Origin of the sequence: Paenibacillus sp. 1_12 (assembly GCF_900114475.1) — a bacterium.
In the GTDB taxonomy this organism is placed as follows: Bacteria; Bacillota; Bacilli; order Paenibacillales; family NBRC-103111; genus Paenibacillus_S.
This window is the reverse complement of the sequence record NZ_FOTE01000012.1, coordinates 109,745-135,326: the sequence shown is the minus strand read 5'-3', so window position 1 is coordinate 135,326 and position 25,582 is coordinate 109,745. Positions and strand designations below refer to the sequence as shown.

General features: G+C 47.0%; 20 protein-coding genes. 12 read left to right on the top strand and 8 right to left on the bottom strand.

Going from position 1 to position 25,582, the window contains the following annotated elements; genetic code table 11:
- Window positions 1–47 precede the first annotated feature (47 nt).
- The 4 genes from BM210_RS23610 (at window position 48) to BM210_RS23595 (ending at window position 4,868) form a co-directional block, all read left to right on the top strand.
- The gene (locus BM210_RS23610; RefSeq protein ID WP_091174214.1) at window positions 48–1,802 is read left to right on the top strand and encodes an ABC transporter ATP-binding protein; all 1,755 of its coding nucleotides are present in this window, start codon (window positions 48–50) and stop codon (window positions 1,800–1,802) included.
- A 287-nt stretch (window positions 1,803–2,089) separates the two neighbouring features.
- Window positions 2,090–4,057 carry an ABC transporter ATP-binding protein gene (locus BM210_RS23605; protein WP_256223975.1) on the top strand — a complete coding sequence of 656 codons (1,968 nt, stop codon included), beginning with the start codon at window positions 2,090–2,092 and terminating at the stop codon, window positions 4,055–4,057.
- 301 nt (window positions 4,058–4,358) lie between these two features.
- Window positions 4,359–4,562, top strand: a complete 204-nt coding sequence (locus tag BM210_RS23600) for a cold-shock protein (protein ID WP_076235817.1) — start codon at window positions 4,359–4,361, stop codon at window positions 4,560–4,562.
- Window positions 4,563–4,637: 75 nt separating this feature from the next.
- Window positions 4,638–4,868 (top strand): cold-shock protein, encoded by a 231-nt coding sequence (locus BM210_RS23595; RefSeq protein WP_091174208.1) that lies wholly within the window; start codon window positions 4,638–4,640, stop codon window positions 4,866–4,868.
- A 121-nt stretch (window positions 4,869–4,989) separates the two neighbouring features.
- Here the strand turns inward: BM210_RS23595 and BM210_RS23590 are convergent, their stop codons facing one another.
- Window positions 4,990–5,205 (bottom strand): CsbD family protein, encoded by a 216-nt coding sequence (locus tag BM210_RS23590; RefSeq protein WP_091174205.1) that lies wholly within the window; start codon window positions 5,203–5,205, stop codon window positions 4,990–4,992.
- A gap of 200 nt (window positions 5,206–5,405) precedes the next feature.
- On the opposite strand from BM210_RS23590, the gene BM210_RS23585 reads away from it, so the two are divergent.
- From BM210_RS23585 to BM210_RS23575, 3 genes are all read left to right on the top strand, one after another.
- A complete protein-coding gene (locus tag BM210_RS23585; protein WP_091174204.1) occupies window positions 5,406–7,154 on the top strand; it encodes an ABC transporter ATP-binding protein in 1,749 nt (582 codons plus the stop codon).
- Between the two features lie 170 nt (window positions 7,155–7,324).
- Window positions 7,325–8,002: a response regulator transcription factor gene (locus BM210_RS23580; protein ID WP_091174201.1), complete on the top strand. Its 678-nt coding sequence runs from the start codon at window positions 7,325–7,327 to the stop codon at window positions 8,000–8,002.
- Window positions 7,999–9,072 carry a sensor histidine kinase gene (locus tag BM210_RS23575; protein ID WP_256223969.1) on the top strand — a complete coding sequence of 358 codons (1,074 nt, stop codon included), beginning with the start codon at window positions 7,999–8,001 and terminating at the stop codon, window positions 9,070–9,072. The genes BM210_RS23580 and BM210_RS23575 overlap by 4 nt, the downstream gene beginning before the upstream one ends.
- A gap of 68 nt (window positions 9,073–9,140) precedes the next feature.
- On the opposite strand, the gene BM210_RS23570 is transcribed toward BM210_RS23575, so the two are convergent.
- A complete protein-coding gene (locus BM210_RS23570; RefSeq protein WP_091174200.1) occupies window positions 9,141–10,694 on the bottom strand; it encodes a diguanylate cyclase in 1,554 nt (517 codons plus the stop codon).
- Between the two features lie 303 nt (window positions 10,695–10,997).
- On the opposite strand from BM210_RS23570, the gene BM210_RS23565 reads away from it, so the two are divergent.
- Both BM210_RS23565 and BM210_RS23560 read left to right on the top strand, forming a co-directional pair.
- Complete coding sequence (locus BM210_RS23565; RefSeq protein ID WP_091174197.1) at window positions 10,998–12,416, top strand: M23 family metallopeptidase; 1,419 nt, start codon at window positions 10,998–11,000, stop codon at window positions 12,414–12,416.
- A gap of 193 nt (window positions 12,417–12,609) precedes the next feature.
- Entirely contained in the window at window positions 12,610–13,812 is a 1,203-nt protein-coding gene (locus BM210_RS23560; protein ID WP_091174195.1) for an MFS transporter, read from the top strand.
- 271 nt (window positions 13,813–14,083) lie between these two features.
- Here BM210_RS23560 and BM210_RS23555 read toward each other — a convergent pair whose 3' ends face one another.
- Window positions 14,084–15,556 (bottom strand): PAS domain-containing sensor histidine kinase, encoded by a 1,473-nt coding sequence (locus tag BM210_RS23555; RefSeq protein ID WP_091174191.1) that lies wholly within the window; start codon window positions 15,554–15,556, stop codon window positions 14,084–14,086.
- Between the two features lie 497 nt (window positions 15,557–16,053).
- On the opposite strand from BM210_RS23555, the gene BM210_RS23550 reads away from it, so the two are divergent.
- Both BM210_RS23550 and murI read left to right on the top strand, forming a co-directional pair.
- The gene (locus tag BM210_RS23550; RefSeq protein WP_256223968.1) at window positions 16,054–16,776 is read left to right on the top strand and encodes a 3D domain-containing protein; all 723 of its coding nucleotides are present in this window, start codon (window positions 16,054–16,056) and stop codon (window positions 16,774–16,776) included.
- A gap of 156 nt (window positions 16,777–16,932) precedes the next feature.
- Window positions 16,933–17,712, top strand: coding sequence for a glutamate racemase (gene murI, locus BM210_RS23545; protein ID WP_091174189.1), 780 nt, complete (start codon window positions 16,933–16,935; stop codon window positions 17,710–17,712).
- Window positions 17,713–17,761: 49 nt separating this feature from the next.
- On the opposite strand, the gene BM210_RS23540 is transcribed toward murI, so the two are convergent.
- The 5 genes from BM210_RS23540 to BM210_RS23520 all read right to left on the bottom strand — a co-directional run bounded on the left by BM210_RS23540 (window position 17,762) and on the right by BM210_RS23520 (window position 24,646).
- On the bottom strand, window positions 17,762–19,342 hold the full coding sequence (locus tag BM210_RS23540) for a response regulator (RefSeq protein WP_091174187.1): 1,581 nt from the start codon (window positions 19,340–19,342) through the stop codon (window positions 17,762–17,764).
- Window positions 19,343–19,415: 73 nt separating this feature from the next.
- Complete coding sequence (locus BM210_RS23535; RefSeq protein ID WP_177237965.1) at window positions 19,416–21,203, bottom strand: cache domain-containing sensor histidine kinase; 1,788 nt, start codon at window positions 21,201–21,203, stop codon at window positions 19,416–19,418.
- 209 nt (window positions 21,204–21,412) lie between these two features.
- Window positions 21,413–22,792 (bottom strand): ABC transporter substrate-binding protein, encoded by a 1,380-nt coding sequence (locus BM210_RS23530; RefSeq protein WP_091174182.1) that lies wholly within the window; start codon window positions 22,790–22,792, stop codon window positions 21,413–21,415.
- A gap of 65 nt (window positions 22,793–22,857) precedes the next feature.
- Complete coding sequence (locus BM210_RS23525) at window positions 22,858–23,688, bottom strand: carbohydrate ABC transporter permease (protein WP_091174181.1); 831 nt, start codon at window positions 23,686–23,688, stop codon at window positions 22,858–22,860.
- Window positions 23,689–23,692: 4 nt separating this feature from the next.
- On the bottom strand, window positions 23,693–24,646 hold the full coding sequence (locus tag BM210_RS23520; protein WP_091174179.1) for a carbohydrate ABC transporter permease: 954 nt from the start codon (window positions 24,644–24,646) through the stop codon (window positions 23,693–23,695).
- Window positions 24,647–24,952: 306 nt separating this feature from the next.
- On the opposite strand from BM210_RS23520, the gene BM210_RS23515 reads away from it, so the two are divergent.
- Complete coding sequence (locus BM210_RS23515; protein WP_091174177.1) at window positions 24,953–25,558, top strand: histidine phosphatase family protein; 606 nt, start codon at window positions 24,953–24,955, stop codon at window positions 25,556–25,558.
- Window positions 25,559–25,582 lie beyond the last annotated feature (24 nt).

The window sequence follows — 25,582 nt, the reverse complement described above, 5'->3', positions numbered from 1 at the left end:
CATCCGAGCGGTGTGTTTTTTTGTATTTTGAGATAGGAGAGTGACCTATGATTGATGTGCTGCACAAGCTGGGATGGTTTTTTAAGCTGGAGCGCAGGCGGTATACCGTGGCGATTATCCTGCTTACCATGGCGGGTATTCTGGAAATTATTCCACCGATGCTGGTCGGGCGTACGGTGGACCTGATTCAGCTCGGACAAGTGACATGGCAAGGAATTACGATGACGCTGCTTCAACTGGCGAGTATTTTGGTAGGCGTTTATGTACTGTCTTATTTTTGGCATTATAAGCTGTTTGGCGGTTCTTTTGTGGTCGAGCGAATGATGAGGTCAAGGCTAATGAGTCATTTTCTGAAAATGACACCGACGTTCTATGAACGGAACCGGACTGGGGACCTGATGGCACGTACGACCAACGATTTGAAAGCCGTCGCACAAACGGCCGGGTTCGGGATCTTAACATTTATTGATTCCACACTGTGGATGGCGACCCTGCTTGTGACGATGACCGTGTTTGTTTCGTGGAAGCTGACGTTGGCCTCGATTATCCCGCTGCCAATTATGGCGATACTGGTCAGCTTGTATGGGAAGTGGATTCATCAACGATTTATGGACGCGCAAAATGCTTTTGGCCACATGAATGATGAGGTGCTGGAAACGATTTCGGGTATCCGCGTGATCCGTGCGTATACACAGGAGCGAGCGGCAGAGCGTGATTTTGCCGATATTACACAGGATGTGCTGGATAAAAATTTGGCAGTTGCCCGTATTGACGCTTTATTTGAACCGACGATTAAAATATTGGTAGGAGCCAGCTACCTCATCGGGCTGGGATATGGTGCCTATCTGGTTTACCACAATGAGCTGACCATAGGCGGTTTGGTATCTTTCAACGTCTATCTTGGGATGCTGATTTGGCCGATGTTTGCCGTCGGTGAGCTGATCAATATTATGCAGCGGGGTAATGCTTCGCTCGATCGTGTGCATGAAACGCTGGGCTACAAGCCGGATGTGCCTGAGCCTTCGGTGAGTGAGACCACGGTGGTTGAGCAGCCTGCACAAATTGAATTCAACCACGTGACCTTTCGGTATCCATCTTCATTATCTGACAATTTAAGTGATGTCTCCTTTATTTTGAAGCAGGGCAGCACACTGGGGATTGCAGGGCGCACTGGCAGCGGCAAAACCACGCTCATCAAGCAGCTGCTGCGGGAATATCCTTCCGGACAGGGGACTATCTCGATCTCGGGTGTACCCATCGAGCAGTTGGATATGGATCGGTTGAAGTCATGGTACGGATATGTACCGCAGGAGCCCTTTTTATTTTCCAGAACGATTCGCAATAATATTTGCTTTGGTAATGATACTGCGGAAGAGGAGCTGGATCGTGCACTCCGTGCAGCGGCACTCAGCAAGGATTTGGCCTATTTGCCGAATGGTCTGGAGACGCTGGTTGGGGAAAAGGGAGTTGCTCTATCCGGTGGACAGAAGCAGCGTGTATCCATTGCCAGGGCACTTATTAAGAATCCGCCTATTCTGATGCTGGACGATGCTCTGTCTGCTGTGGATGCACGGACCGAGGCGGAGATTATCTCCAACGTCCGTTCATTGAGGGCAGATCAGACGACGATTATTGCGACCCATCGATTATCGGTCATACGGCATGCCGAATGGATCTTGGTGCTGGACGCAGGACGAATCATCGAGCAAGGCACACATGAACAACTGATGCAGCTGAAGGGCTGGTATCAAGAGCAGTATGAACGGCAGCAGTTCGAAGCCGAAGGAACCGAAGGCGGGTGATCAAGATGAGCTTGGACAAGGAAAGCAAGGGAAAGAAAATAAATACCAATAAAAATCCGGAGCGGAGACCGGTTCAGCAAGAAGCGGAACCCTCTCAACTAGCCGATCGGGGAGTGTTAGCTGACGGCGCTGAGAAGCGCCCGACAAAACCTCCCATCAAGGATAAACAGCAGCTGGAAGGGACTGATCTTCTGCTGGAGCTGGACAACGAACCGCCCAAGGGCAGTAAAACAGCGACGATCCGAAGGCTTATCGCTTATGCATTTCATTACAAAAAGCAGCTGCTGATGGCGCTGATTATGCTGTCGGTCGCCGTAGGCACCGATCTCGCAGGACCCTTCATAGCCAAACGGATCATCGATGTGCATATTTCCGGCATCAGCAAGCCTTGGTATACAGCGGGAGCTGACGGACCGTATACCGTTGCTCTTGAAGGCGTTTTGTACAAAAGGGCCGATCACTTTGCAGCAAATGAAGCGCATGGCGGCGAGGTACGAGTGCTGCAGGTCGGCAAGGATTACTACTTTATAGCAGAGCCGATCAAGTCAGACGGGCTGCGAAGCATCACGAATGAAGGGAAGATCTCCATAGACAGCGGTATGAATGTCAGTACCTACCCTGCGAAAAGGCTGAATACCGGGGAGCTTGTCCGATTCTTCGAGCCGGAATTCAGCGGATTGATTCGCTTATGCGTGTTTTATCTCGGTTTGCTTCTGGTATCGGCTTTGTTCTCTTATGGACAGCGTTATTTCCTGCAAGCTTCGGCCAACCGGATCATTCGCCGTATGCGTACGGATGTGTTCGGTCAAATTAATCGATTGCCGATTCGTTATTTTGATAATCTGCCCGCAGGCAAGGTCGTATCGCGCGTCACGAATGATACGGAGGCAATCCGCGAGCTGTATGTGACGGTGCTGGCCAACTTTTTTACAGGAACGATTTATATGGCTGGTATTTTTTTGGCACTGTTCCTGCTGGACGTACGGCTGGCCGCGATTTGTTTGTTTATCTTGCCGCTGCTTGTACTGTGGATTTACGTGTATGGCAAGTTTGCCAAGCGTTACAACCGAATTATCCGTGCAGCGGTCAGCGAGATTAACGGGATCGTGAATGAATCGATACAGGGAATGCCGATTATTAAAGCTTTTCGCAAGGAAAAAAAGATGAGCGGCGAGTTTGAAGCGTTCAACACGGAGTTATATAAGTATCAAAACAAGCTGCTTAGCCTCAACTCAATGACTGGACATAATTTGGTCGGGGTTCTCCGCAACTTGGCGTTTCTCTCTCTCATTTGGTATTTCGGCGGGATGTCCTTAAGTGGGCCGGAGCATGTGATCACGCTTGGGGTGATGTATGCATTCGTGGATTACTTGAATCGATTGTTCAATCCGATTGTCAATATCGTGAATCAACTGCCTAATCTGGAGACAGCCCTAGTATCGGCGGAGCGGGTGTTCGAGCTGCTGGATGTAGAAGGAACGGACGTAGCCGACGGTAAAATGGACCGTTATCAGGGTCATGTGCAGTTTAACGATGTATGGTTCGCCTACAAGGAAAATGAATATGTATTAAAGGGTATATCGTTCGAAGCGATGCAGGGGCAGACGGTGGCGTTCGTTGGGCATACCGGCTCCGGGAAAAGCTCGATCATGAACTTGTTGTTCCGTTTCTATAATGCGGGGAAGGGCAGCATCACGATAGATGGTATGGACATAAACCGCCTGCCGCAGCAGACACTGCGCGAGCATATGGGCATCGTGCTGCAGGATTCGTACCTGTTTACCGGAACGATAGCGTCTAATGTGTCTTTGAATGATCCGGCAATCTCGAGACAGCGGGTGATAGCGGCACTTGAGGCTGTTGGTGCCGATCGGCTGCTTCAGCATTTACCTCATGGCATTGACGAACCTGTCATTGAAAAAGGCAGCACGCTTTCCTCTGGGCAGCGGCAGTTGATCTCGTTTGCCCGCGCGCTGGCGTTCAATCCGGCCATTCTAATTTTGGATGAAGCGACCTCCAACATTGACACCGAAACGGAGACTGTGATTCAAGAAGCGTTGGAAGTGGTGAAAAAAGGCCGCACGACCTTCGTGATCGCCCATCGATTATCAACGATCAAAAGCGCCGATTTAATTCTCGTATTGGATCGTGGACAGATCGTTGAGCGTGGGTCTCATGATAGCCTAATGAGTGAGCGCGGCAAATATTATCAAATGTACCAGATTCAGCAGGGAGAGCTGCTGGCTTCGATATGACTACTCGATAAATCCAATTCAGACAGTGTGAGCAGTAATACTGTATGGGGCAGGGGCGGCTTGCTGCCCCTGCATAATGATGAAATCAGAGCTGGAAATAACTATATTTGTTAAATCGTTCGCTACAACTTGCTATCCTTAATTATGTGTGGTAAGATGAAGTCAATAAAGAATCCGTAACCAATATTCACATATTGCAAAGGGTTATCATGCTCGATGGAACCTTTTGTAATGTGTGAATTTTTTATTTGTGGTAATAAATAAAAACAGCATGTTAATAAAATTTTGGAGGTCATTACACATGGCACAAACAGGTACAGTTAAATGGTTTAACGCAGAAAAAGGATTTGGTTTTATCGAAGTTGAAGGTGGAAACGATGTATTCGTACATTTCTCCGCAATCACTGGCGAAGGCTTCAAGTCTTTGGACGAAGGTCAACAAGTAGAATTCAACGTTGTTCAAGGCAACCGTGGACCACAAGCTGAGAACGTTGTAAAATTGTAATTTAAAAAGCTTTACAAGCTGCCCTTAACCTACGTTGGGGGCAGATTTTTTTTGAGATCATTGAGGAGGCTCATCATGTATTTTCGGAAAAAATCGACTGAGGATATCCCTTTGGAAAATACCGCGGTTTGGTCATGCGAGAATGAATCCTGTATGGGATGGATGCGAGATAATTTCGCGTTCGAATCGGCTCCGATCTGCAGCTCGTGTCAAGCCCCTATGATCAGCGGCATGAGAATGCTGCCTATGCTGTCCAACACGAACAGTAACTTCAAATCGCTCAAAAAAGGTGTTCAGATTTCGTAGTCTTCGATAAGATGGTGTTAATCTCAACGCTTACTCAACATATAAACAAGGATCGCCCCATTGGAGCGATCCTTGTTTGTATTGTGGCACATGCTTACAAAATAACTTTTTCTAATCGCAGCTACACAGTCGTTTTGGAATCATAGCTGGAGGACCACTCATGGTATTCCTTCTCCGCGCGATCTTTTTCATAACCGTATCGTTCTTGGATTTTGCCGATCAGCTTCTCACGTTCACCATCAATAACGTCCATATCATCATTCGTCAGCTTCCCCCATTGCTTCTGGGTTTCACCCTTGATTTGCTTCCATTTTCCTTTAAATACGTTGTTATCCATCTTAATCACTCCTCGTAAGTTTGATTGGATAGATCATTATGCTCAAGATACTATTACCCGTGGATGCCCTTTTTTAATCAAAAGGTATCCATTTCTCCGAACTTGGAATGGTCGTTTACATTGCGTTTATATAATTAGGGTATAGTCAACTTAATGAATCGTAATCCATGACATAAACCATGATAGGAAGGTTGATAGCTATGAAACAAACCAATAAAACCAGTGGCTGGAAAGATTTCGTCCAACTGATCTGGCAGACGAAACCTCCGCTCCTGCTCATGGGCATTGCGCTTGTGATGAGTATGAGCTCTACATTAGTTGGACTCAGTATTCCGCTATTTACTAAAAATTTGGTGGATAGCTTTTCGCTTGCCACGCTCGACCGGATTCACATTATTGGTCTGGGGGCGGCTTTTATTATGCAGGCGGTTGCCGCGGGGGTCTCGATTTTTTTGTTGAACCGTGCGGGCCAGACGGTGGTCGCGTCGCTGCGGGATCGGCTATGGAAGAAACATTTGCATTTGCCGATTGCCTATTATGATAAGAATCAAACCGGAGAAATGATCAGTCGGATCATCAATGATACGGGTGTCGTTAAAGGGCTGATTACAGAAAATTTGACTAATCTGATTACCGGATCCATCTCAATTATAGGCGCTATAGGGGTACTGCTGTATCTCGATTGGAAAATGACGCTGCTCATCATATTGGTCATTCCACTTTCCATGCTGTTCCTGCTGCCATTAGGCCGCCGGATGTACAAAATTTCCAAAGGCTTGCAGGAGGAGACCGGGAAGTTCAACGCAGTGTTAGGTCGGGTATTGACTGAGATACGGTTGGTGAAAGTATCCAATGCGGAACAGGTCGAGTATGACAATGGCAAGCAAGGGATCGACCATTTGTTCCAATATGGCTTGCGTGAGGGGAAGATTCAGGCTTTTGTTGCACCGCTTATGTATTTTGTGCTGATGCTGCTGTTTGTGGCCATCATTGGTTATGGGGGGCTTCGGGTATCCTCAGGAGAGCTGACGTCCGGGGATTTGGTTGCATTCCTGCTGTACTTGTTCCAGATCATCATGCCGATTACGCAAGTATCGAACTTTTTCACGCAGTTTCAGAAGGCAATGGGCGCTACCGAACGGATTATCGCAACCTTGCAGGTGAATGAAGAGGAACTGCACAGTGGCGTTACACTTGAGGATAGTCAGCAGGCAATTCGACTGGAGGAGGTATCCTATGCCTACGAGTCTGGTGAACCTGTGCTGAAAGATGTGAGCTTGACCGTCGAGCCTGGTAAGGTAACGGCGATTGTCGGCCCAAGCGGTGGAGGCAAAACGACATTGTTCTCATTGCTGGAGCGTTTCTATGAACCACAGAGCGGGATGATTCGGATGGGAACGGAATCTGTAACTGATATGTCCTTGAAGTCATGGCGCGGTCAGATTGGTTATGTATCCCAGGAAAGTCCGTTGATTGCAGGCACGATTCGGGATAATATTACGTATGGCACTGAGCGGGAAATCACAGATCAGGAATTGCATCATGCCGCGCGATTGGCTTACGCAGATGTATTCATCGATGGGCTGCCTAACCAGTACGATACAGAGGTTGGAGAGCGTGGAATCAAGCTTTCGGGTGGCCAGCGGCAGCGAATTGCAATCGCAAGGGCACTGCTCCGAGATCCGCAAATATTGATGCTGGATGAGGCTACGTCCAGTCTAGACAGTATGTCTGAGGTTGTTGTGCAAAAGGCATTGAAGAATGTGATGCAAGGAAGAACAACTATTGTAATTGCCCACCGTCTATCGACTGTTGTAGATGCTGATCAAATCGTATTCATCGAGAAGGGCAGAGTGACAGGCAGCGGTACACATGAACAGCTGTACCAGACGCATTCGCTCTATCGCGACTTTGCCGATCAGCAGCTGCGGATGCAGCCGTTGGTTTAATAGGAGATATATTTAGTTTAGGTTAGGCAGGCTGAATCGAGCCAGATGTGGACGGACGATAAGGATGTCGCGGGCAGACGCGATTGTCTGCTTCGCAGTTGGCACAGTAGGTTTGCTATGAGGAAGCAGTGCAGTAAATAAAATTCTGATGTATTGGAGGTGTAAGTACGATGCCTGTAATAATGGTTGCTGATGATGATCCGCATATCCGTGAGCTGGTGCGCTTATTTTTGCAGCGGGCTGGGTTCGATGTGCTGGAGGCCGCAGATGGAGAGGAAGCTCTCCATAAGCTGGAGGAAGTCAAGGCGGATATGGTCATTTTGGATATTATGATGCCGAATATGGATGGCTGGGAGCTGTGCAGAGAGCTGAGGGAACACTACGATATGCCGCTTTTGATGCTGACTGCCAAAGGTGAAACGGCTCATAAGGTGAAAGGCTTCGAGCTCGGGACCGACGATTACCTGGTGAAGCCGTTCGAGCCTGCTGAGCTCGTTGCCAGAGTAAAAGCACTTTTGAAACGATATCGAGTAGCGGCATCCCAGGAGGTACAGATTGGTTCGCTGCACATGAACCGCCATACGTTTGAGGTGAGTCTTGGCGCTCAAGCATTGACGATGCCCTTAAAGGAGTTTGAGCTGCTATTCAAGCTGGCCAGCTATCCGGGCCGAACTTTGTCGCGAGAGCAGCTGATCGAGGATATTTGGGGTTATGATTTTCAAGGAAATGAACGCACATTGGATGTGCATATAAACCGTTTGAGGGAGCGATTCACGGACGGTGATCAAGTATCTTTTAAAATCAGTACGATCCGTGGGCTGGGCTACAGGCTGGAGGTGGAGAAGTGAAGAAGGATCGTCTGCGGAATTTCGCAAAGTTCATGCAGGGTACGTCTATGGTACTGCTGGCCGAGGTTGCCTGCTGTGCGCTGGCGTATGCCGTGACCTCCTGGTTTTATGCATATAAAGGCATAGAAGTATCCGACTTTATCAGTCAGCTCATTAATGTGGCGCTGGGAACGATATTCGCGGTGTCCATTATTCTCGTAATCGGCTTCACCACAAGGCCCAGGCAGCTGCACTTTATTCATGCGGTGATGGAGGCTATGCGGCAAATAAGCCAAGGGAATTTTAATGTCAGCCTGGACAAGACGGCTCGCCATCAAGGCCACTTCGAAGTGTTCGTTGATAGCATCAACCATATGGCGCAGCAATTAAAGCATATGGAAGCCATGCGTCAGGAATTTATCTCCAATGTATCGCATGAAATTCAATCACCGCTTACGAGTATTAATGGCTTTGCCCAGGCGCTGCAGCATGATCGTCTAAGCGAAAACGAGAGACAACATTATTTGCATATTATTGAGACGGAAAGCAAACGCTTATCACGGTTAAGCGATAACCTGCTGAAGCTGACCTCGCTGGAATCCGAGCATTATCCTTACGATCCGAAGCAATATCGGCTTGATAAACAGCTGCGTAATTTGGTATTGGCTTGTGAACCGCAGTGGCTCAGCAAAAAGATCGATATGGATATATCGCTGGCCGATCTGGAGATTGTTGCTGACGAGGAGCTGTTGAGTCAAGTATGGGTTAATTTACTATATAACAGCATCAAATTTACACCGGATGGCGGTATGATTACAGTTCGTTTGGTAAAGGAGCTGGATCAGGTTATTGTAAGTATTGCTGATACCGGGATCGGGATTGCCGAAGAGAATCAGTCACGAATATTCGAACGTTTTTTTAAAGCGGATGTATCCCGGAATCGAGCGGTCAGCGGCAGTGGACTGGGCCTGTCCATCGTACACAAAATTATAGAGATGCATCAAGGAACCATATCTGTAGAGAGCAAGCCGGGGATAGGGACGACGATGATCGTTGCATTGCCAGAGACGGCGAAACCTCTCCCGGAATAAAGGGGATAGCCGCCTACACAGGATTCCGCAGTGTGAAGTGTTAGGATTACAGCGGTCTAGTCCCAAAGCTAAGTGAAACTTCTGACCTGATTCCGTCCCTCCTGCTTAGCCTGGTATAGTGCTCTGTCCGCTTTGCTGATGAGCACATCCTTATCCATATGGGAGTAAGGGATGATCGTCGCCACACCGACGCTGATGGTCACGACATTATTTCCCTTGGAGCCTTTGTGCTGGATGGCTTCAGCTTCAACCGCTTTTCTGATTCTCTCAGCGATCAATAAGGCATCCTGTGCATTCGTCTGGGGCAAAATAATCCCAAATTCTTCTCCGCCATAACGAGCGATAAAGTCAGGCTTGCGGTAAAGCGATTTCTGGGCTATGGAAGCTACCCGCTTCAAGCAAAAATCTCCGCCCAAATGTCCATAGGTATCATTATACAGCTTGAAAAAATCAATATCGAACATGATTAAGGATAACGCCTCTGAGCTGCGTTCCGCTCTTTTCCACTCGCGTTCCAGATTTTCCTCAAAAGAACGTCGATTCGCAATCTCCGTTAACCCATCCATCATGGATAGCTGATGCAAAATACGGTTGGCCTCCAGCAGTTTTTCCTCTGCCTGCTTCTTCTCTGTAATATCTGTACCGATACCCAGATAACCGGTGATTTGATGATCATGATCTCTAATGGAGCTAACGATCATATTGACTTGCAGGTGGCTCCCGTCCTTTCGGACGTAGGTCCATTCTTTTTGCTGTGAGTCCGAATGCTTAGCGAAATCGACCAAAACATCAAATCCTTCAATCGGATGCTTGTGTAGGCGGCTTAATTGTTCGCTGTATTCCTGGATTTCCGATGGCAAATGCAGCAAATAAGGCGTATGCCTGCCAATCAGCTCCTCTGACTGATAGCCGAAAAGTCTTTGTGCGCCTGTGTTGAACAGATGAATAACGCCTTTGGCGTCCGTTGCAATAATGGCAACATCTTGAGCGGCATGCAGAATCGTATCATATAACGTAAACAGGCTGCGGTAGCGCTTTTCGCTCTGTTCAACGGTAATGAGCAATTGATCGGACTTTTCCAGAAAACGGATCAAATAAGCAGCCAGCAGGCCGCTTGCTAACATCATAGGCAAAAAATAAGGTAATATTTCAGTGCTTTGGGCCGGTACAAGAAGAAGGATGGATGATATCGCCAGTATGATATTTACCGATATGGAGCTTAACCATGCTTTCCAATATCCGGACACCTTTTGGAAGAGAAGGACGGATAAGAGGGAAATGATGAACGCATTGAATGTCCCCATAAGCGAGGAGGGATTAATGCCGCCAAACAGCAGAACGCGTCCTGTGGATATAATTAGGGTCGTGATCAGGGCGGAATAAATGCCGCCAAAATAGGCTGAAACGACGATTGTATTATTTCTGAAATCAAACATAGTCTGGGCCGATACGCTTACACTAAAAAACATAAGGATAACGCCAAATAGACCATGAATGATACCTACCTTTACTTTGTTGGGCATCGAAGATGAATGTGCTGTAGGTTTGAGTTTGAACAATCGGCTGGAGAAAAATAGAAAGGTCGTAAGTAGTGCCAAATTTGATAACAATGTTTGGATCATAGCTGCAGCCACCAATCGTAGATGTGAATTAATTAACAGTAATTGGAAAAGTATTCGACATGATCGGCCTATTTCCTCTGTCTTTTTTGTTGTTTTCTCAAATAAATTCAAAATGGAAAAAAGACTTTATTTCGGTTGTGATCGTTGGGGGATCAAGCTAATCCCACTCAGGTTCATATGCCCATATAAAGATTGGACAAGAAGTCATGGCAACCCAAATGGTAATATCGTAATATAGAGGAAGGGAAAGTAGAATCAGCGGGTGAAGCGCCTTTTCCTGCAGGAGAGGAGAGATAATTAACGATGAAGCTTGAGAGAAAAGCTGAACACAAGCACACAGCCGGGAAGCCTTCTTCCCGATATCGAATAGGTTTAGGGGTATTGAGTGTATTGGTATGTGCGGCTGTCATAGTATGGTTTCAACCCTCCGTAAAGGCACCGGATGCAAGCGGCTCCGTTACGGCTGTCAACCCCAAAGCAGAGGTGAAGAAACGGGAGCTGCTCGATTTTCACATGGATAGCTTGTCTCATGGCTGGGTTCGGTACACAGATGGCATGATGGTTACCCAGGACGGGGGCGTCCATTGGGTAGCTGCTGCGACAGACACTGCTAATACTGCCCCATCCTCAGAGACCACTAGTGTAAGCGATATTCCGGTAAGCTGGATGAGCGGCAAGGAGCAGAATCCGCTCGTCATTCATGTGTTGGCTGAAGATTATAAAGTACAGAAATCGCAGTTTCTAACTCGCAATGTGGGTTGGGTACAGCTTGAAAATGGATCAAAAGCGGAAGCACCGCTGTGGGTAACGGTTGATGGCGGTGTTACTTGGCATAGTAAGGTAACGACGGATATTGCCAAGGAAATGGATGCAGAACGTGTGCGGATACAGGCGGCCGTGAAAGAGGCTTCCTTTTATAATGAACCGGAAACCGCACAAAAGGCAATGGAGGCCCAATGGACAGTTCTGCCGGAAGCTGCATCTCCTGGAGATGTTGTACTCGTAAGGCATAGGGAGCCAGGAGAAGTCACCTGGGAAGGGAAAACCTATAAGCTGGAGCCCTTCGGTGCAGGCTATTTTACTTATTTGCCGATGTCACTTGGGATCAAGGCGGGCAGCTACCCGATTGGTGACAGTACGCTTACTATCAAGGCGAAAAAGTTCCAAACCCAGTACCTGCAGGTCACCAAGCAAATGGAAAGCATGAAGCAGGACACAAAGCGTATTGAGGATGATCAGAAGATAATCGATAAAGCACGGAGTGACTCCCAGGGTGAGTTTCTATTCAGTACGAACTTTATCAAGCCGATAGAGGGGATTTTAACCACACCCTATGGCTATACCCGCTATGTGAATGGGAAGTTCGACAGCAGTCATCGTGCCCTTGATCTGGCGGCCAAGGAAGGTACTCCGATCAAGGCAGCGAATGATGGTATTGTCGTTTTGTCGGAAATGCTCTACTTGACGGGGAATTCGATTTATATTGATCACGGCATGGGCTTGTTTTCGCAATATGCGCATATGTCCGAGCTTCGTGTGAAGGCTGGAGACCATGTTAAGCAAGGAGATATTATCGGACTGGTGGGCACAACGGGATTCTCCACCGGCCCGCATCTGCATTTCACATTTTGGGCTCATAATGTGCCGGTGAACCCGGATCTGTTTTTCGATACGACTCCGTTTCATTGGCTGCCTAAGGCGAGCAATGCCCTCCCGCAGTAAATTCATAGAGTCAATTCCAACGCCAACGCCGAAATCGAATTCTCTAACCGGACTTGTAACAGCTTTATAGTTACCTATATGTAATTTACATTCTTATCGATACTAACTGAGCATGAATTCAGCTCTTCCTTCCATCGGTTATATTAGGTATGATTCGAGATAATAAATCATAGCTTTACCGAAAGGAGACCTTATGACTTCGGCAGCTGCTCCACGTTCTTACCGTATTCCTATGTTCTGTGCTGTGACGTTATTATTCTGGTTCTCGATGTACACCTGTGTGCCGATCTTGACAGCCTATGTCGAGGATTTGGGTGCATCGCATAAAATGGCCGGACTGATTGTTGGCATGTATGGCTTCAGCCAAATGCTGCTGCGTATTCCTGTAGGGATCATGTCCGACCGGTTTCACAAAAGAAAGCTGTTTATTACGTTTGGCCTCTTATTCTCAGTGCTTGCCGGCGCAGGTATATTGGTCACAAACAGTCTGACCTGGATTTTGATCCTGCGTGCGTTGGCGGGTGCAGCGGCGGCGACCTGGGTCGATTTTACGATTCTGTTTACCAGCTATTACAAGAAGGATGAGACGACCAAAGCAATTGGCACGATCAGCGTCTATAACACATTGGGACAAATGCTCGGGATCTTGTGCGGTGGGTGGTTTGCCGATATGTATGGCTGGGAGTCATCTTTCCTGATCGGTGCGGTTGTGGGAATGATCGGGATGGCCGGGTCCTTCTTCCTCATTGAGAAGTTTGATGACAATGCACAGAAGATTACTGCCCGCGGAGTTATGGAGGTCGCCAGTGACCGCACACTGCTGGTCGTTTCGTCTCTCGCCATATTATTTCAAATTTTGACCTTTGCAACCGTTTTCGGGTTTACGCCAGTGTATGCGCTGTCGCTTCATGCGACGAAGCTTGATATGGGGCTGCTGACGTTCTTTTCGACCTTTCCGACAGCTGTGGCGGCATGGGTGGGAGGCAGGCATTTGGCGCAAAAGTTCGGGGATAGGCCGATTATTATATTTGGCTTCGTGCTTAACGGTGTATTCAGCATGATGATCCCGTTTACATCGGATTTGGGCTGGCTGATCTTCACACAGGCGATTGCCGGGTTTGGCCGAGGACTGGCTACGCCCATTCTGATGTCGCTCAGCATCAAGCATATGCATCCAGATAAGCGGGCGACGGCGATGGGATTTTATCAGGCGATCTACGGTTTTGGAATGTTCGTCGGACCGTTCTTTATGGGAGTCGCAGGGGATTGGCTGACGCTAAAGGAAGGCTTCGTTATTATAGGGGCGCTCGGCTGTGCGTCTGCAGTACTAACCCACTACTTATTGAGACAGAAGCCTTTGCCCAAAAGTATTGACGGCAAGTCGATATCAAACTAATCAGGAATCGAAGAGATGACTACGTTTCACATTGAGCCAGCCAGCGTTTGCTGACGCAATTGTCGGCACGACCAATCTTGATCGTTAGCTGCCAAATGCCGCACTCGCCGATAAAGGCGATCAAGCCTCCATTCAGCAGACATTAGAACAATATCAAGGCAAGCAAAAGACCCTGTTTTCTACTCAGTAGAGAACAAGGTCTTTTATGCATGCTTAGCCTCCAAACTCCTCGTTTCGCACCTCATTTAGGGGGATTGCTTGGATGCAGGGGCTATAAGGTAATGATAATCAAGGTCCCTTTATTTTCTTCCGATTGAATAGTCAGGGTTCCCCCATGCTTTTCTACAATATTTAAACAAACCATTAAGCCAAGCCCTGTGCCTTTTTCTTTTGTCGTATAAAACGGTTCAAATAACTGAGCCATTTTGGCTTTAGGTATGCCGCAGCCCGTATCCGAGATTTGCAATTCAACCTTTTCCTGATTTTGTCTGGTGACGACAGTGAGCGTTCCGCACTCATCCATAGCTTCCATTCCATTTCGTATGAGATTAAGCAGAAGCTGCTTGATCTCCTTATCATCCAGCAGCAGGTCGCTTATCGTTTCATCCAGGTCGAGTACCATGGTATGCCCTTGGAGGTTAGCTTCCGCTGATATGATCGGATACAGCGTATGTATGATGTCGTTGAGGCTGCGCATTTTCTTCTCAATGACACGATTTTTGGATAACGCTAGGAAGTCGCTGATGATATCATTAGCCCTATCGAGCTCGTCAAGGATGATAGGATAGTAGGCCTGCGGATTTGTAGTGTTCATCTCACTGAGCAACTGAATAAATCCGCGGATGGTCGTTAGCGGATTCCTGATTTCATGTGCAATACTTGCAGCCAATTGACCAATTGTAGATAACTTGTCCGTTCTGCGCATTAGCTCTTCTTGTTCATCTCGCAATAATTCCAATTTTTTTCTATCCATAATGTCTTCAATTTGTGCAATAAAATATAAAGGGTTACCTTCATCATCGTGGACTAGAGACACGCCGAGTAATGCCCATATGATCGATCCATGCTTATGGATATATCTTTTCTCCAGAAAAAAATGACTTGCGGCTCGGTTCATAAGCATATCCAACAATTGCATATGTTTATTTAAATCTTCCGGATGAGTAATATCCATATAACCAATTTGCAGCAGCTCCTGCTCGGAATAACCGATGATGCTGCACAGGGTTTGATTGACTTTGAAATACTGTCCATTTAAATCGACAAGTGCCATCCCGATCGGTGCATGGCCGAAAGCGCTCTGAAAGCGCTCTTCACTTTGCCGCAGATTTTCTTCCGCCTGCTTACGTTTAGTGATGTCTCTCGCGATGCTTATATTATACTTCAGAGTGCCATCTTCATTTTTTATACTTTTGAAAGCGGATTCAAACCACAAATAGTGACCAAACTTGTGACGAAACCGGAAGCTTGCAACGCCACCCGCCTTGTTGACACCTAAGCTGTGCAGAGCGTTTATATCATCGGCATGAATAAAATCAAATGTTCGTTTACCAATTAATTCTGCCGTTTCATAGCCGAGCAGGGATTGAACCGAGGAAGACACATATTTGCACAATCCGTCCCCTGTACTGTAGGAGATCACATCAGAGGTATTTTCTGTAATTAATTGGAATAATTCATTGATTTCTTGCAGCCGTTTTTCGGTGTTGGTATGCCAAATGCTTTCCATGGAATTCATTTTCATATGTACTGTTCCTCCACGTCTGGTTGAAAGCCAATTCAAGATTGATGGTAGTCGCAAAGACGCTCATAGAATTGTGTGATATATACGAAGAAAGACATACTTGAAAGACTCCCTTGTTAATAATTCCTTAGTCATTCAGCAGTTATGGCAGCAGCTCTTGAAATAAAGATTTGTACCCTTAACTATTTTTTATTTCGTTTCCTTTATTTAGGACTATATTACCATTTTAATAACACTTTGTCATGGGCACGAAACAAATAGCTGTTCTTGGAGATGTATGGAAGTGTTAATGAAATCATGTGGATATATGTGCATGAATTGTGGATAAAATTGTGGATAACTATGGAAAAGATGAATAAATAGCGGTTTTTTATGTTTATAAATACCAATTTACATAATTAGGAAGGTTTGCGGTAGAGAAATTGGGGTAACTGTAGTCTAGTAATCTGCTTTTTATGATTTACTATTTTACATTGCCTTAAGGAGGACCTATACGCATGGATCAAAGGAATATAAAATCACTGTATGTTCTTCTGTTTTTTTGCATACTGGGATTGAAACTGGACTTGCATTCATATGCTAGCAGTAGCTGGGAGCTGAACGCTGCTTCGATGGCTGAGTCCGATGCCAAAGCTGATAGCACCATGAATGGTCCCGTTTGGGAGCCGAGCCAACAGTCTGAGCTGGAAGACGTACAGCGCAACCAACCAAAGCGAATTCTATATCAGGTTAATGAGGGGGATACCCTTGAGCATATTGCGCAGCAGTTTGGTAATTCCGTGAATTCTCTTGCCGAGGAGAACCAGTTGGAGCCCACGCAGCTTCTTGCTGCAGGACAACAACTGCATATCCCTGCTGCTGAAGCTGTCATCCCCATACCAGATGATCAGCCCAAGGTCATTAGTCAGGTGATGAGTTCAACCTTAACTGCTTATACAGCGGGTAAGGAGTCTACAGGCAAGTCGGAGGGCCATCCGGAATACGGCATTACCTTTAGCGGAAGTAAAGCGGAGGAAGGACGTACAATCGCTGTAGATCCAGCGGTGATTCCAATTGGCACCGAGGTGTTCATCGATGGAGTCGGCATACGGACGGCTGAGGACACGGGTTCGGCCGTCCGTGGCGCCCGAATTGATGTATTTATGAACGATGTGGGAGAAGCGCTAGAATTTGGTGTCAAACGGAATGTGAAGGTGTATGTGCTGTCTGCAAGCCGTTAATTGAGAGCTGGGCAGGGTGAAGTCAGGGGGACCAGCCTAAATGATATTAAGCAGCCGCTTGATTTGCGCGGTGTCTATTGGCTTTCCTGACAATAGGGGTATAATAAAGTGTAGTGCTTAAATACAATTATATTCTTAAACGAATCAGGTGGAGAAATGAGAATAGCTTTTTTTGATTCGGGATTAGGCGGTATCACGGTTCTACATGAAGGCATGAGACGCTTTCCCCAAGAGGATTTTTACTATTACGCAGATACGCTACATGTTCCATATGGAACAAAACCGAAGCAAGAGGTTAAACAGTATATTTTTGAAGCGGTAGACCGGATGATGCAGCTGGATATTAAAGCGCTGGTTATCGCCTGTAATACAGCCACAAGCATTGCGATAGCAGAGCTGAGAAGCGTCTACACCTCGATACCCATTATTGGTATGGAGCCAGCAGTGAAACCTGCTGTACAGCTGAGCCGTGCGAACGGAAGGCGGGTGCTGGTTCTGGCTACGCCATTGACCCTGCGTGAATCCAAATATATCGAATTGGTGAACCGAATAGACGACCTCAGTATTGTGGATTCATTGCCACTGCCTGAATTGGTCCAATACTGTGAGCAACTGCAGTTTGACGAGACCGTAATGGCAAACTATTTCACAGCCAAGTTCGCGCCGTATGATCTGAATAATTATGGAACGGTAGTATTGGGATGCACGCATTATCCTTTTTATAAACTGATCCTAAGAAAGCTACTTCCCAAGCATATCCAAATTATTGATGGCAGCAGTGGAACGATTAACCATCTGGATGAGCTGCTAGTTAGCCATTCCTTGCTGGAGAGTTCGGGATGTGCCGATGTGCAATTTATTTGCTCCGACAATAGCCCGTCCTACTTGCAAAGAATGGAGCAGGCACTGAACATTTACAAGAACCATCACAGCTGATTCATGGCTGTCTGGCTGTCTGCTAAACGTATCGGTGTTGGGCGTAATCCTAACTCTTTACCTGTTTGAATTCAGAGGGTGATAAGCCGGTGTATTTTTTAAAGCAGACACTAAAATACTGTGGGTTGCGATAACCGACCTTTTCGGCGACCTCATACGATTTGAGATCTGATATCCGCAGCAGCTCCATGGCTTTATTCATCCGCAGTTGGTAAAGGAAATCGCTGAAATTAATATTTTTTTCCTTTTTGAAAATAATGCTTAAATAGGTGGGGCTGATGTGCACGACGCTGGATACATTCTGTAGTGACAGCCCCTCTTGATCGTAATGCAGCTCCATGTATGCGACGGCTCGATGAATCAACTTCTTGATCTGGTGATCGCGTTGATTGTTAACGATCGCGACAAGCTGAATGACGAGCTGGCGTATCGAGGCAAAGATTTCATACACGGTTTGCATCTGCTGCTGCTTCGTATAGACGGCATAGAAATCATCCAATTGCTTCGCCTGCTCCTCCAACTCCTTATACAGCAGTACGGAAATCTCTACGCCAATCAGACGCATTCGGGATAAGGAAACCGATTGGCTCTCGATAATTGCCTGTTCCATGCTGCTCAGGACAGATAGTGCCTCGTCCTCCAAGCCCAGCTTGACCTTAACGGCCAGCTCCTTTTCCAGAACACTTAATTCAACAGATTCCTTATGTGGAGCATCGCCGGTATCGGCTACAGTCAGGACGCGATTGGTTCCCAGGATATGCCGAAATTCCAAAGCAGAACGTGCGCCTTGATATGACAGCGCGATTTCTGCAGTGTGCTCATACGCGAACCCAATGCCCGCTGTGACGGTGGTTTTCAAAAACTTCTCTACGTTGCCGCGAATCGTCTCTGCAATCTCATACGCTTGCTGTTCGGCTTCCTTCTCTTTGCCATCGGCGCAAACAATAAGTACGACTTCATCCTCGAAGGAGTTAAACACCAGTCCCTTGCCCAAGCTGGTCAGCGTTTCTTCGGATACGTTGAGTATGCAATATTTGAGCACCTCTTTACCAAACCGATTCTGGTATTCCGGATAGCTATAGTCATCAGCCTTGAGCAGAATAACGGCATAGCGCGAGGCAGCTAGTTGGAGGTCGAGAAATTCACTACCGGAACGGATCTCCGAAAGCGTAAGCTTTCCGTCGATCAGCTTTTCGAGAAAACGCTGCTTCAGAAGCGGCATGCCCTCGACGACCTTTTGCTTCATGACGCATTCATATTCAAGCTCCTGCATGGCTCGCTTGGCGGTGTCCAGCAATTTTTCACTGTCTACAGGTTTAAGTAAATAATCAAATACCTTTAGCTGGAGCGCACGCTTGGCAAATTCGAAATCATCATAGCTGGTCAGCATGATAATCTTTGTGTCTGGGTAAGCCTTGACGACCTGCTCGGTCAGCTCGAAGCCATCTACGAAGGGCATACGAATATCCGTAATAATGAGCTGGGGCCGTTTTTCGGCTATGAGCTTCAAGCCTTCCTCTCCATCCGATGCGGAGCCGATCAGCTCGAAGCCGTTCCCCTGCCAATCTATATTTTTGCTTAACCCGCGAATGATAATGACTTCGTCATCAATGATGGCTACTTTGTACATGTGGGGATCCCCTCCTAAAAGTTGTCCGTAGGAAAACGACTTTGCAAGCGTTACTGAGCTTCCTGTCGGAAAACTACTGTTTTCTAAATGTGACAATTGCTACGGTTCCCGTCTCGGGGCTGCTCTCATAACAGAGGCCGTAGGACATTCCGTAATTCAGCTGCAGCCGCTTGTGCACGTTGCACACGCCGAAGCCGACCGCCTCTTCACCTTTATTCATGACCTCCAGCAATGCGCGGTTGATGTGCACCAGCTGCTCAGCCGACATCCCGGCACCATTATCCTCCACACGAATTACGCCATCTTCGCCTTGGATCGTTCCAACGATACGAATATGGCCTTTCCTGCGGATTTGCTTCATGCCGTGATAGATCGCGTTTTCCACAAGAGGCTGCAGGGTCAGCTTGACCATTTTATAATCGAGCAGCTCGGGGTCGACTTTAATGCTATACGTAAAGCTGTCACCATACCGCATTTGCTGGATCGTAAAATAATGGTTGATATGCTCAATTTCCTGGGAAACAGGGATAATTTCACTGCCTTTGCTGATCGAGATTCGAAAAAAATCGGCAAGTGCGGACACCATTTGACTGGCTTCCTGTTTTTCGTCCATTTCGATCAGATGCTTGATAGAGTAAAGCGTATTGTATAAAAAATGCGGTCGAATCTGAAATTGCAGCGCTGCGAGTTCGGCTGACCGCTTCTTTTCCTGTTCATCCTCAACCTGGACGAGCAGCTGTTTAATCCGCTGCAGCATATCCCGCATACCGCGGTTCAGCACACCAATCTCATTGTTCGGGTATTCTTTGAATTCGATATCGAGATGACCCTCTTCAATTGTATTGATTTTGCGGGTCAGTTGAATGATCGGCTTCGTAATAAAGTTGGCCATGACGTTGGAAAAGAGGATCACGATCACGAATAAAACCGACATGACTGCCAGACTGAGGTACTTGATATAGCTGACCTTGTTCAGCAATTCTTCCTTAGGTATGACCGCGGCGATTTTCCATCTGTTGATTCGAAGGGTATCGTAGACGACCAGCATTTCTTTACCGTATTCGTTCGTAATCGTCATTTGTCCGGACGTTTGCTTCGATTGCAGGATTTGGGCCTGAAGCTCGGCGTCCTTGATATCGTATTTATCCGCGATTTTCTTGTAAGAGATCAAACCGTCCTCGCTCACGAGACAGAGGTAGCCATTATTGCTGATGGTCGGCGTAGTCAGGATCGTCTTGAAAAAGGAGTCTTTGATATTAAAAAGAATAATGCCTTTGCTGTTGTCCACGTCTTTGCCAAGAAGCTTATATAAGCTGACGACTTTTCCGTTATAGTTATTATTCAGTGATTTGGCAACCGGATCGGTATGCAGGGTCAGCCAATGGATGACGGAGGTTGGGTCAGTTGCCTGCCGAAGCTTGTAAGGCTCAAGGGAAATTCGCACTTGTACAGTCAGATCATCTTTTCTATAAAACGCGGGACGGTCATAATTGTAGTAAAGCAGTGTGGAGTCGATTAAGGCACCACGGTCGGGGAACGCGCGGTTTAGCGCTTTGTTCAACAATAAATAATCATCCGTATGCAGCTGGTACTCAGGGTTTTGTGTACGTGTCGTAATATCAGACAAATCGGAATCGCTGTCAAGAATAGTCAGACTGGTGACCACATCGGTTAATTTATCATTAAAAAAGCTTTGGGTTTGCGATACCGTATCGGAAATACTCGTAAATGCATTTTGCTGCAGCTGATCGGAAGCAAGCAGGTAGGAAAACAATCCGGTAATAAAGACGAACAGCGTCATAATCGGAATAAATAATCGCAAAATGGATGATTTCAGTGAACGGTTGCGAATAAACGACAAGGTCAATCCCCCCATGGTTTCATGATAGCATAAGGCCTGACTAAAGAGAGGGTTTAAATGGAAAAAAGAACCAAGCTTTGCAACCGCGTTGACATCTACCCGTTCAAGGGGAGTTGCAGCGCGGTCCCAAAAGATGGCTTGGCAGCATTCAGATTATTATAGTGTTATGCATCACATTGACTGCGAAGGATTAACGGGAGAGAAGCAGGCTATTTTTTTATACTCTTATCATATTCCACCTTGGCCTTCTCCATCGCGCTAGCCCATCCATCGAGGAACGCCTCAGCTGTCATAGCCCCAGACATGACCTTTTGGAAGTTAGGCTCCAGTGTCTGAGCCAGGATGCTGCTGTAATCCGGTAAGTAGATTGGCACGTCTAGTACGACAGTATCTTTATCGGACATAACCTTGGCTCCGTCTTGAATGTGCTGCGATTTCTTTACATAGTCGCTTTGCAGCGCGTCAGCGTTGATAGGCATTTGACCGATTTTCTCATTCCAATAGGCTTGGGATTCACTGGAAAGGATAAATTTGAAGAACTCCCATGTTTCCTGTGGATGCTTGCTGTTTTTGAAAATTCCGTAGCCGTTGGCGCTTGGGGCTACAATTGTTTTGCCGGTACTCGATTTCGGCAGGATCGTTGCTGCGAATTTACCCTCACCGATGGACTGCACATGATTGTTGTAAGAACCAAAATTGTGCTGAACGATAGCGGCTGTTCCGGTATCAAACGTAGCGACCATTTCCTTGTAGGCGTTAGTGATATCGCTGGTAGGTGTATACTTTTTATACATGCCGACATATTTTTTGAGGAATTCCAAGTTCTTTGGATCGTTGACCGTTGCTTTACCTTTATCGTTAAAGTAACGCTCTACACCGGAATAGGCGTACATCGCAGTTGTCAGCTGGTTAATACTGCCCACACCGCCGCGAATCGTATAGCCGAATCGGTTTTTGCTAGGATCGGTCAGCTTTTCGACATCCTTGAAGTAGTCATCCCAGGTCGTAGGCGGATTCAATCCGGCTTCTTTGATCCAATCGGTACGGTACCAGAACACATCCATATACATCGTGCCGGGAATTTGATACAGCTTCTTGTCCGGTACCAGCGTACGGTTATAGTCGATCAGGCTCTTGGTGATCTTGTCCTTGTCACTCCATTTATCGAAGTAAGGGTCAAGAGCAAGCAGCACACCTTTGGCAGCAAAATCGGAAATCCAGATGTTATTGATTCCGGCGATATCCGGCGTATCGTTGGAGGCGATGGCTACATCATACTTCTGCTTGGCCGAGGTGCTTGGAATTCCGACATATTCGACAGTAATGTTTGGGTTTTTAGCTTGAAAGCGCTTAATAATTTCCTGCAAATAAGGTGTACGGTCCGGACCGGCGTTCTCATCCCAGAAAGTGATTTTCACATTTTCAGCGGGCTTAGCTGGATCGGCTGGTTTAGCTGTGTCCGCAGGCTTGGTGCTGGCTGGAGTAGTGGCAGTTGCGCCACCCGCCGCAGTGTCACCGCTCCCACAACCTGTCAATACGGAGAAACCAAGCGCTCCTAAAGTAAGCAACGAAGTCATTTTTTTTAACATGCTTTCCACATCTCCCTTTCAATCTCCTACATGTATGCTAATCCCCGAGGGAAATTAGTTCAAGCTTAACCTTTGACGGCACCAGAACCCATGCCCTGAACCAGATATTTTTGTACAAAAGCGAATAAGATGACGGCAGGCAGTAAAGAAATCAAGCTTCCGGCAGCAAGCGCACCGTAATGAATATCGAATTCTCCCTGCATATACCGTAAGCCAACAGGCAACGTGAACAATGCGGGCTTACTGATAAACATAAGCGCAAACAGAAATTCGTTCCAGGCACTGATGAAGGTGAATACCGTCGTTGCCACGATACCTGGCAGTAGGATCGGGAAGATCACGAGGAAAATCGCCTTTAATCGGCTGCAGCCATCGACCATGGCCGCTTCCTCCAGTGCCTCAGGAATATTACTGATAAACCCGCTCATAAGCAGCGAATTGAACGGAAGCTGGAACGTACTGTACGTAATAATGAGGGCAAGCAGGTTGCTCGTCAGACCAAGCTGCTTGAAGATCATGAATAATGGAATCAGGAGCATCGCGCCCGGTACAAACTGTGTACAGAGCAGCATGATCATAAACGCGGCTTTGCCCTTGAACGTAAAGCGGCTGATTGCGTAGCCTACCAGTACCGAGCAGATCAATACGATGATGACGGTCATGGCTGAGACGAACACACTGTTTTTGAAAAAGGTCGAGAAGCCGACATTGTTCCAAGCGACGAAATAATTTTCAAAGGTGATAAGCTCTGGCCAATATCGGATAGGTAAGCGGGTGATTTCACCTTCCTGCTTCAGTGAGGTAACTACGGCCCAATAGAGAGGAAACAAGGTGAATGCCATCGCCAGCAGCAGCGGCAGCCTTAATACGAATAAACGGTCCAAGCTTTTTAACATCTGTCTAGCCCTCCTTGCCGAAACGACTCAATTTCAGATAACCCATGGCAAACACAAGCAAAATGAGAAAGCTAATGACGGTCAGCGCAGAGCCGTATCCAAAGTTTTGCGCAACAATCGCCTGATTAGCCACATACATCGTCAGTGTTGTTGTTGCATTGGCGGGACCTCCGCCGGTCATGGTGAAGATCAAATCAACATTGTTAAATTCCCAGACCGCTCGAAGTAGTGTAGAAAGGATAATTGAATTTTTGAGAAAAGGAATCGTAATGTGGATGAACGACTTCCATCTCCCCGCACCATCGACGGTTGCAGACTCGTACAAATCCTGCGGAATCGTCTGCAGCGCGGCAAGCATCGTAATCGTGAAAAAGGGAATTCCCCGCCACAGCTCGGTAATAATAATCGCTGGGAACACGGTATTCATATCAGCCAGCCAGGCAAAGTTCTTTTCAATGAAGCCAAGCTTAATGAACAGACTGTTGATCAACCCCATATGCTCGTTGAACAGCAGCGACCACATGGTAGAGGTTATGACCCCGGAGACTGCCCATGGCATGATCGCAATGGAACGAAACAGTCCGCGCATGGCGAATGTTTGCGTGAGCAGCAGGGCGATCAATAGTCCGAACAGGAGCTGGAATACGACTTCGATGGTCACCCATTTGAAAGAGATGAGCAGACTCGAAGCAAACAGCTCATCGGTACTGAAGATGGCCTTGAAATTGTCCAAGCCGATGAATCCGTTATAATAAGGCTTGGCAGGATTAAAGTTCTGAAAGCTGTAATAGAATACATTAGCCATCGGGTAAAATAGGAAGCCCATAATGAGCAGTACAGCAGGGGCTATCAGCAAATAGGGCATCCAATAGGAGCGAGGCCGCTTTTTTCGTTGCCGCAAGCGCTGGTTTGCCTTAGTGGTCGGCAGCTTGTCGGTATAGGTGGAATCGGTACTCATCGGTTTCCTCTCTTTCAGGTAAGCTTCAAAGTGCCGTAAATCGGGATAGCTTGCGCAGACGTCACGTTCTTCCGGATAGTTGTTGCTTAAGCTAATAAGGCTAATGCTAACGCTTCTACAGAACATAACGGCTGCACGGCTTGCTAGTTCACCGCACTTTGTTTGGGTATATATGTACTATAAAGGTCATTCCCTTTATCTGGAATCCAAAATCTTTTTCGCTTTGTTAAATATCTTTTCATCTTTATAATAAATGTTAAGCAGAAGGACTTATATTAAAGCCTCACGAAAGGAGGACAATTTCATATGAACACGACCATATACTGGGTACGGCACGCGAAGTCGCCCTTTTCAAAGGAGAATGAGCGGCTGCGTGGGTTGTCGCCCGATGGCATCGCGGATGCGGAGCGTGTGACTGAAATCTTGGCGCAGGAGCAGCTGGAGGCTGTGGTGTCCAGTCCGTATACCCGTGCCATACAGACCGTGCAGGGTGCAGCGGCAGAGCTTGGCTTGGAGATGGAGCTTGAAGAGAACTTACGGGAGCGGCTGCTGGCAGGACTGGATCATGTGATCGAGGGAGAGGGTTTTATGGCTGCGATAGAGCGGGTCTTCACCGATCAAGATTATGCGCTGCCTGGCGGGGAGTCGAATCATGCAGCGCAGCAGCGGGGGATGGAAGCATTGCAGCGTGTACTGAATCGACATCAGGGAAAACGGTTTGCCATCGGTACCCACGGTAATATCATGACGATCCTAATGAGTAATTGGGACAGCGAAGCTTACGGACTGGCATTTTGGAAGCAGATCTCGAGTCCTGATATTTACAAAATGACGCTTGATGCCGAGCAGAAACTTGTGTCAGTAAGCCGCATATGGCCTGCAAATCAACAGATTTCCCCAATAAATTCATAGTTTCATAGATTCAGCCATTATATT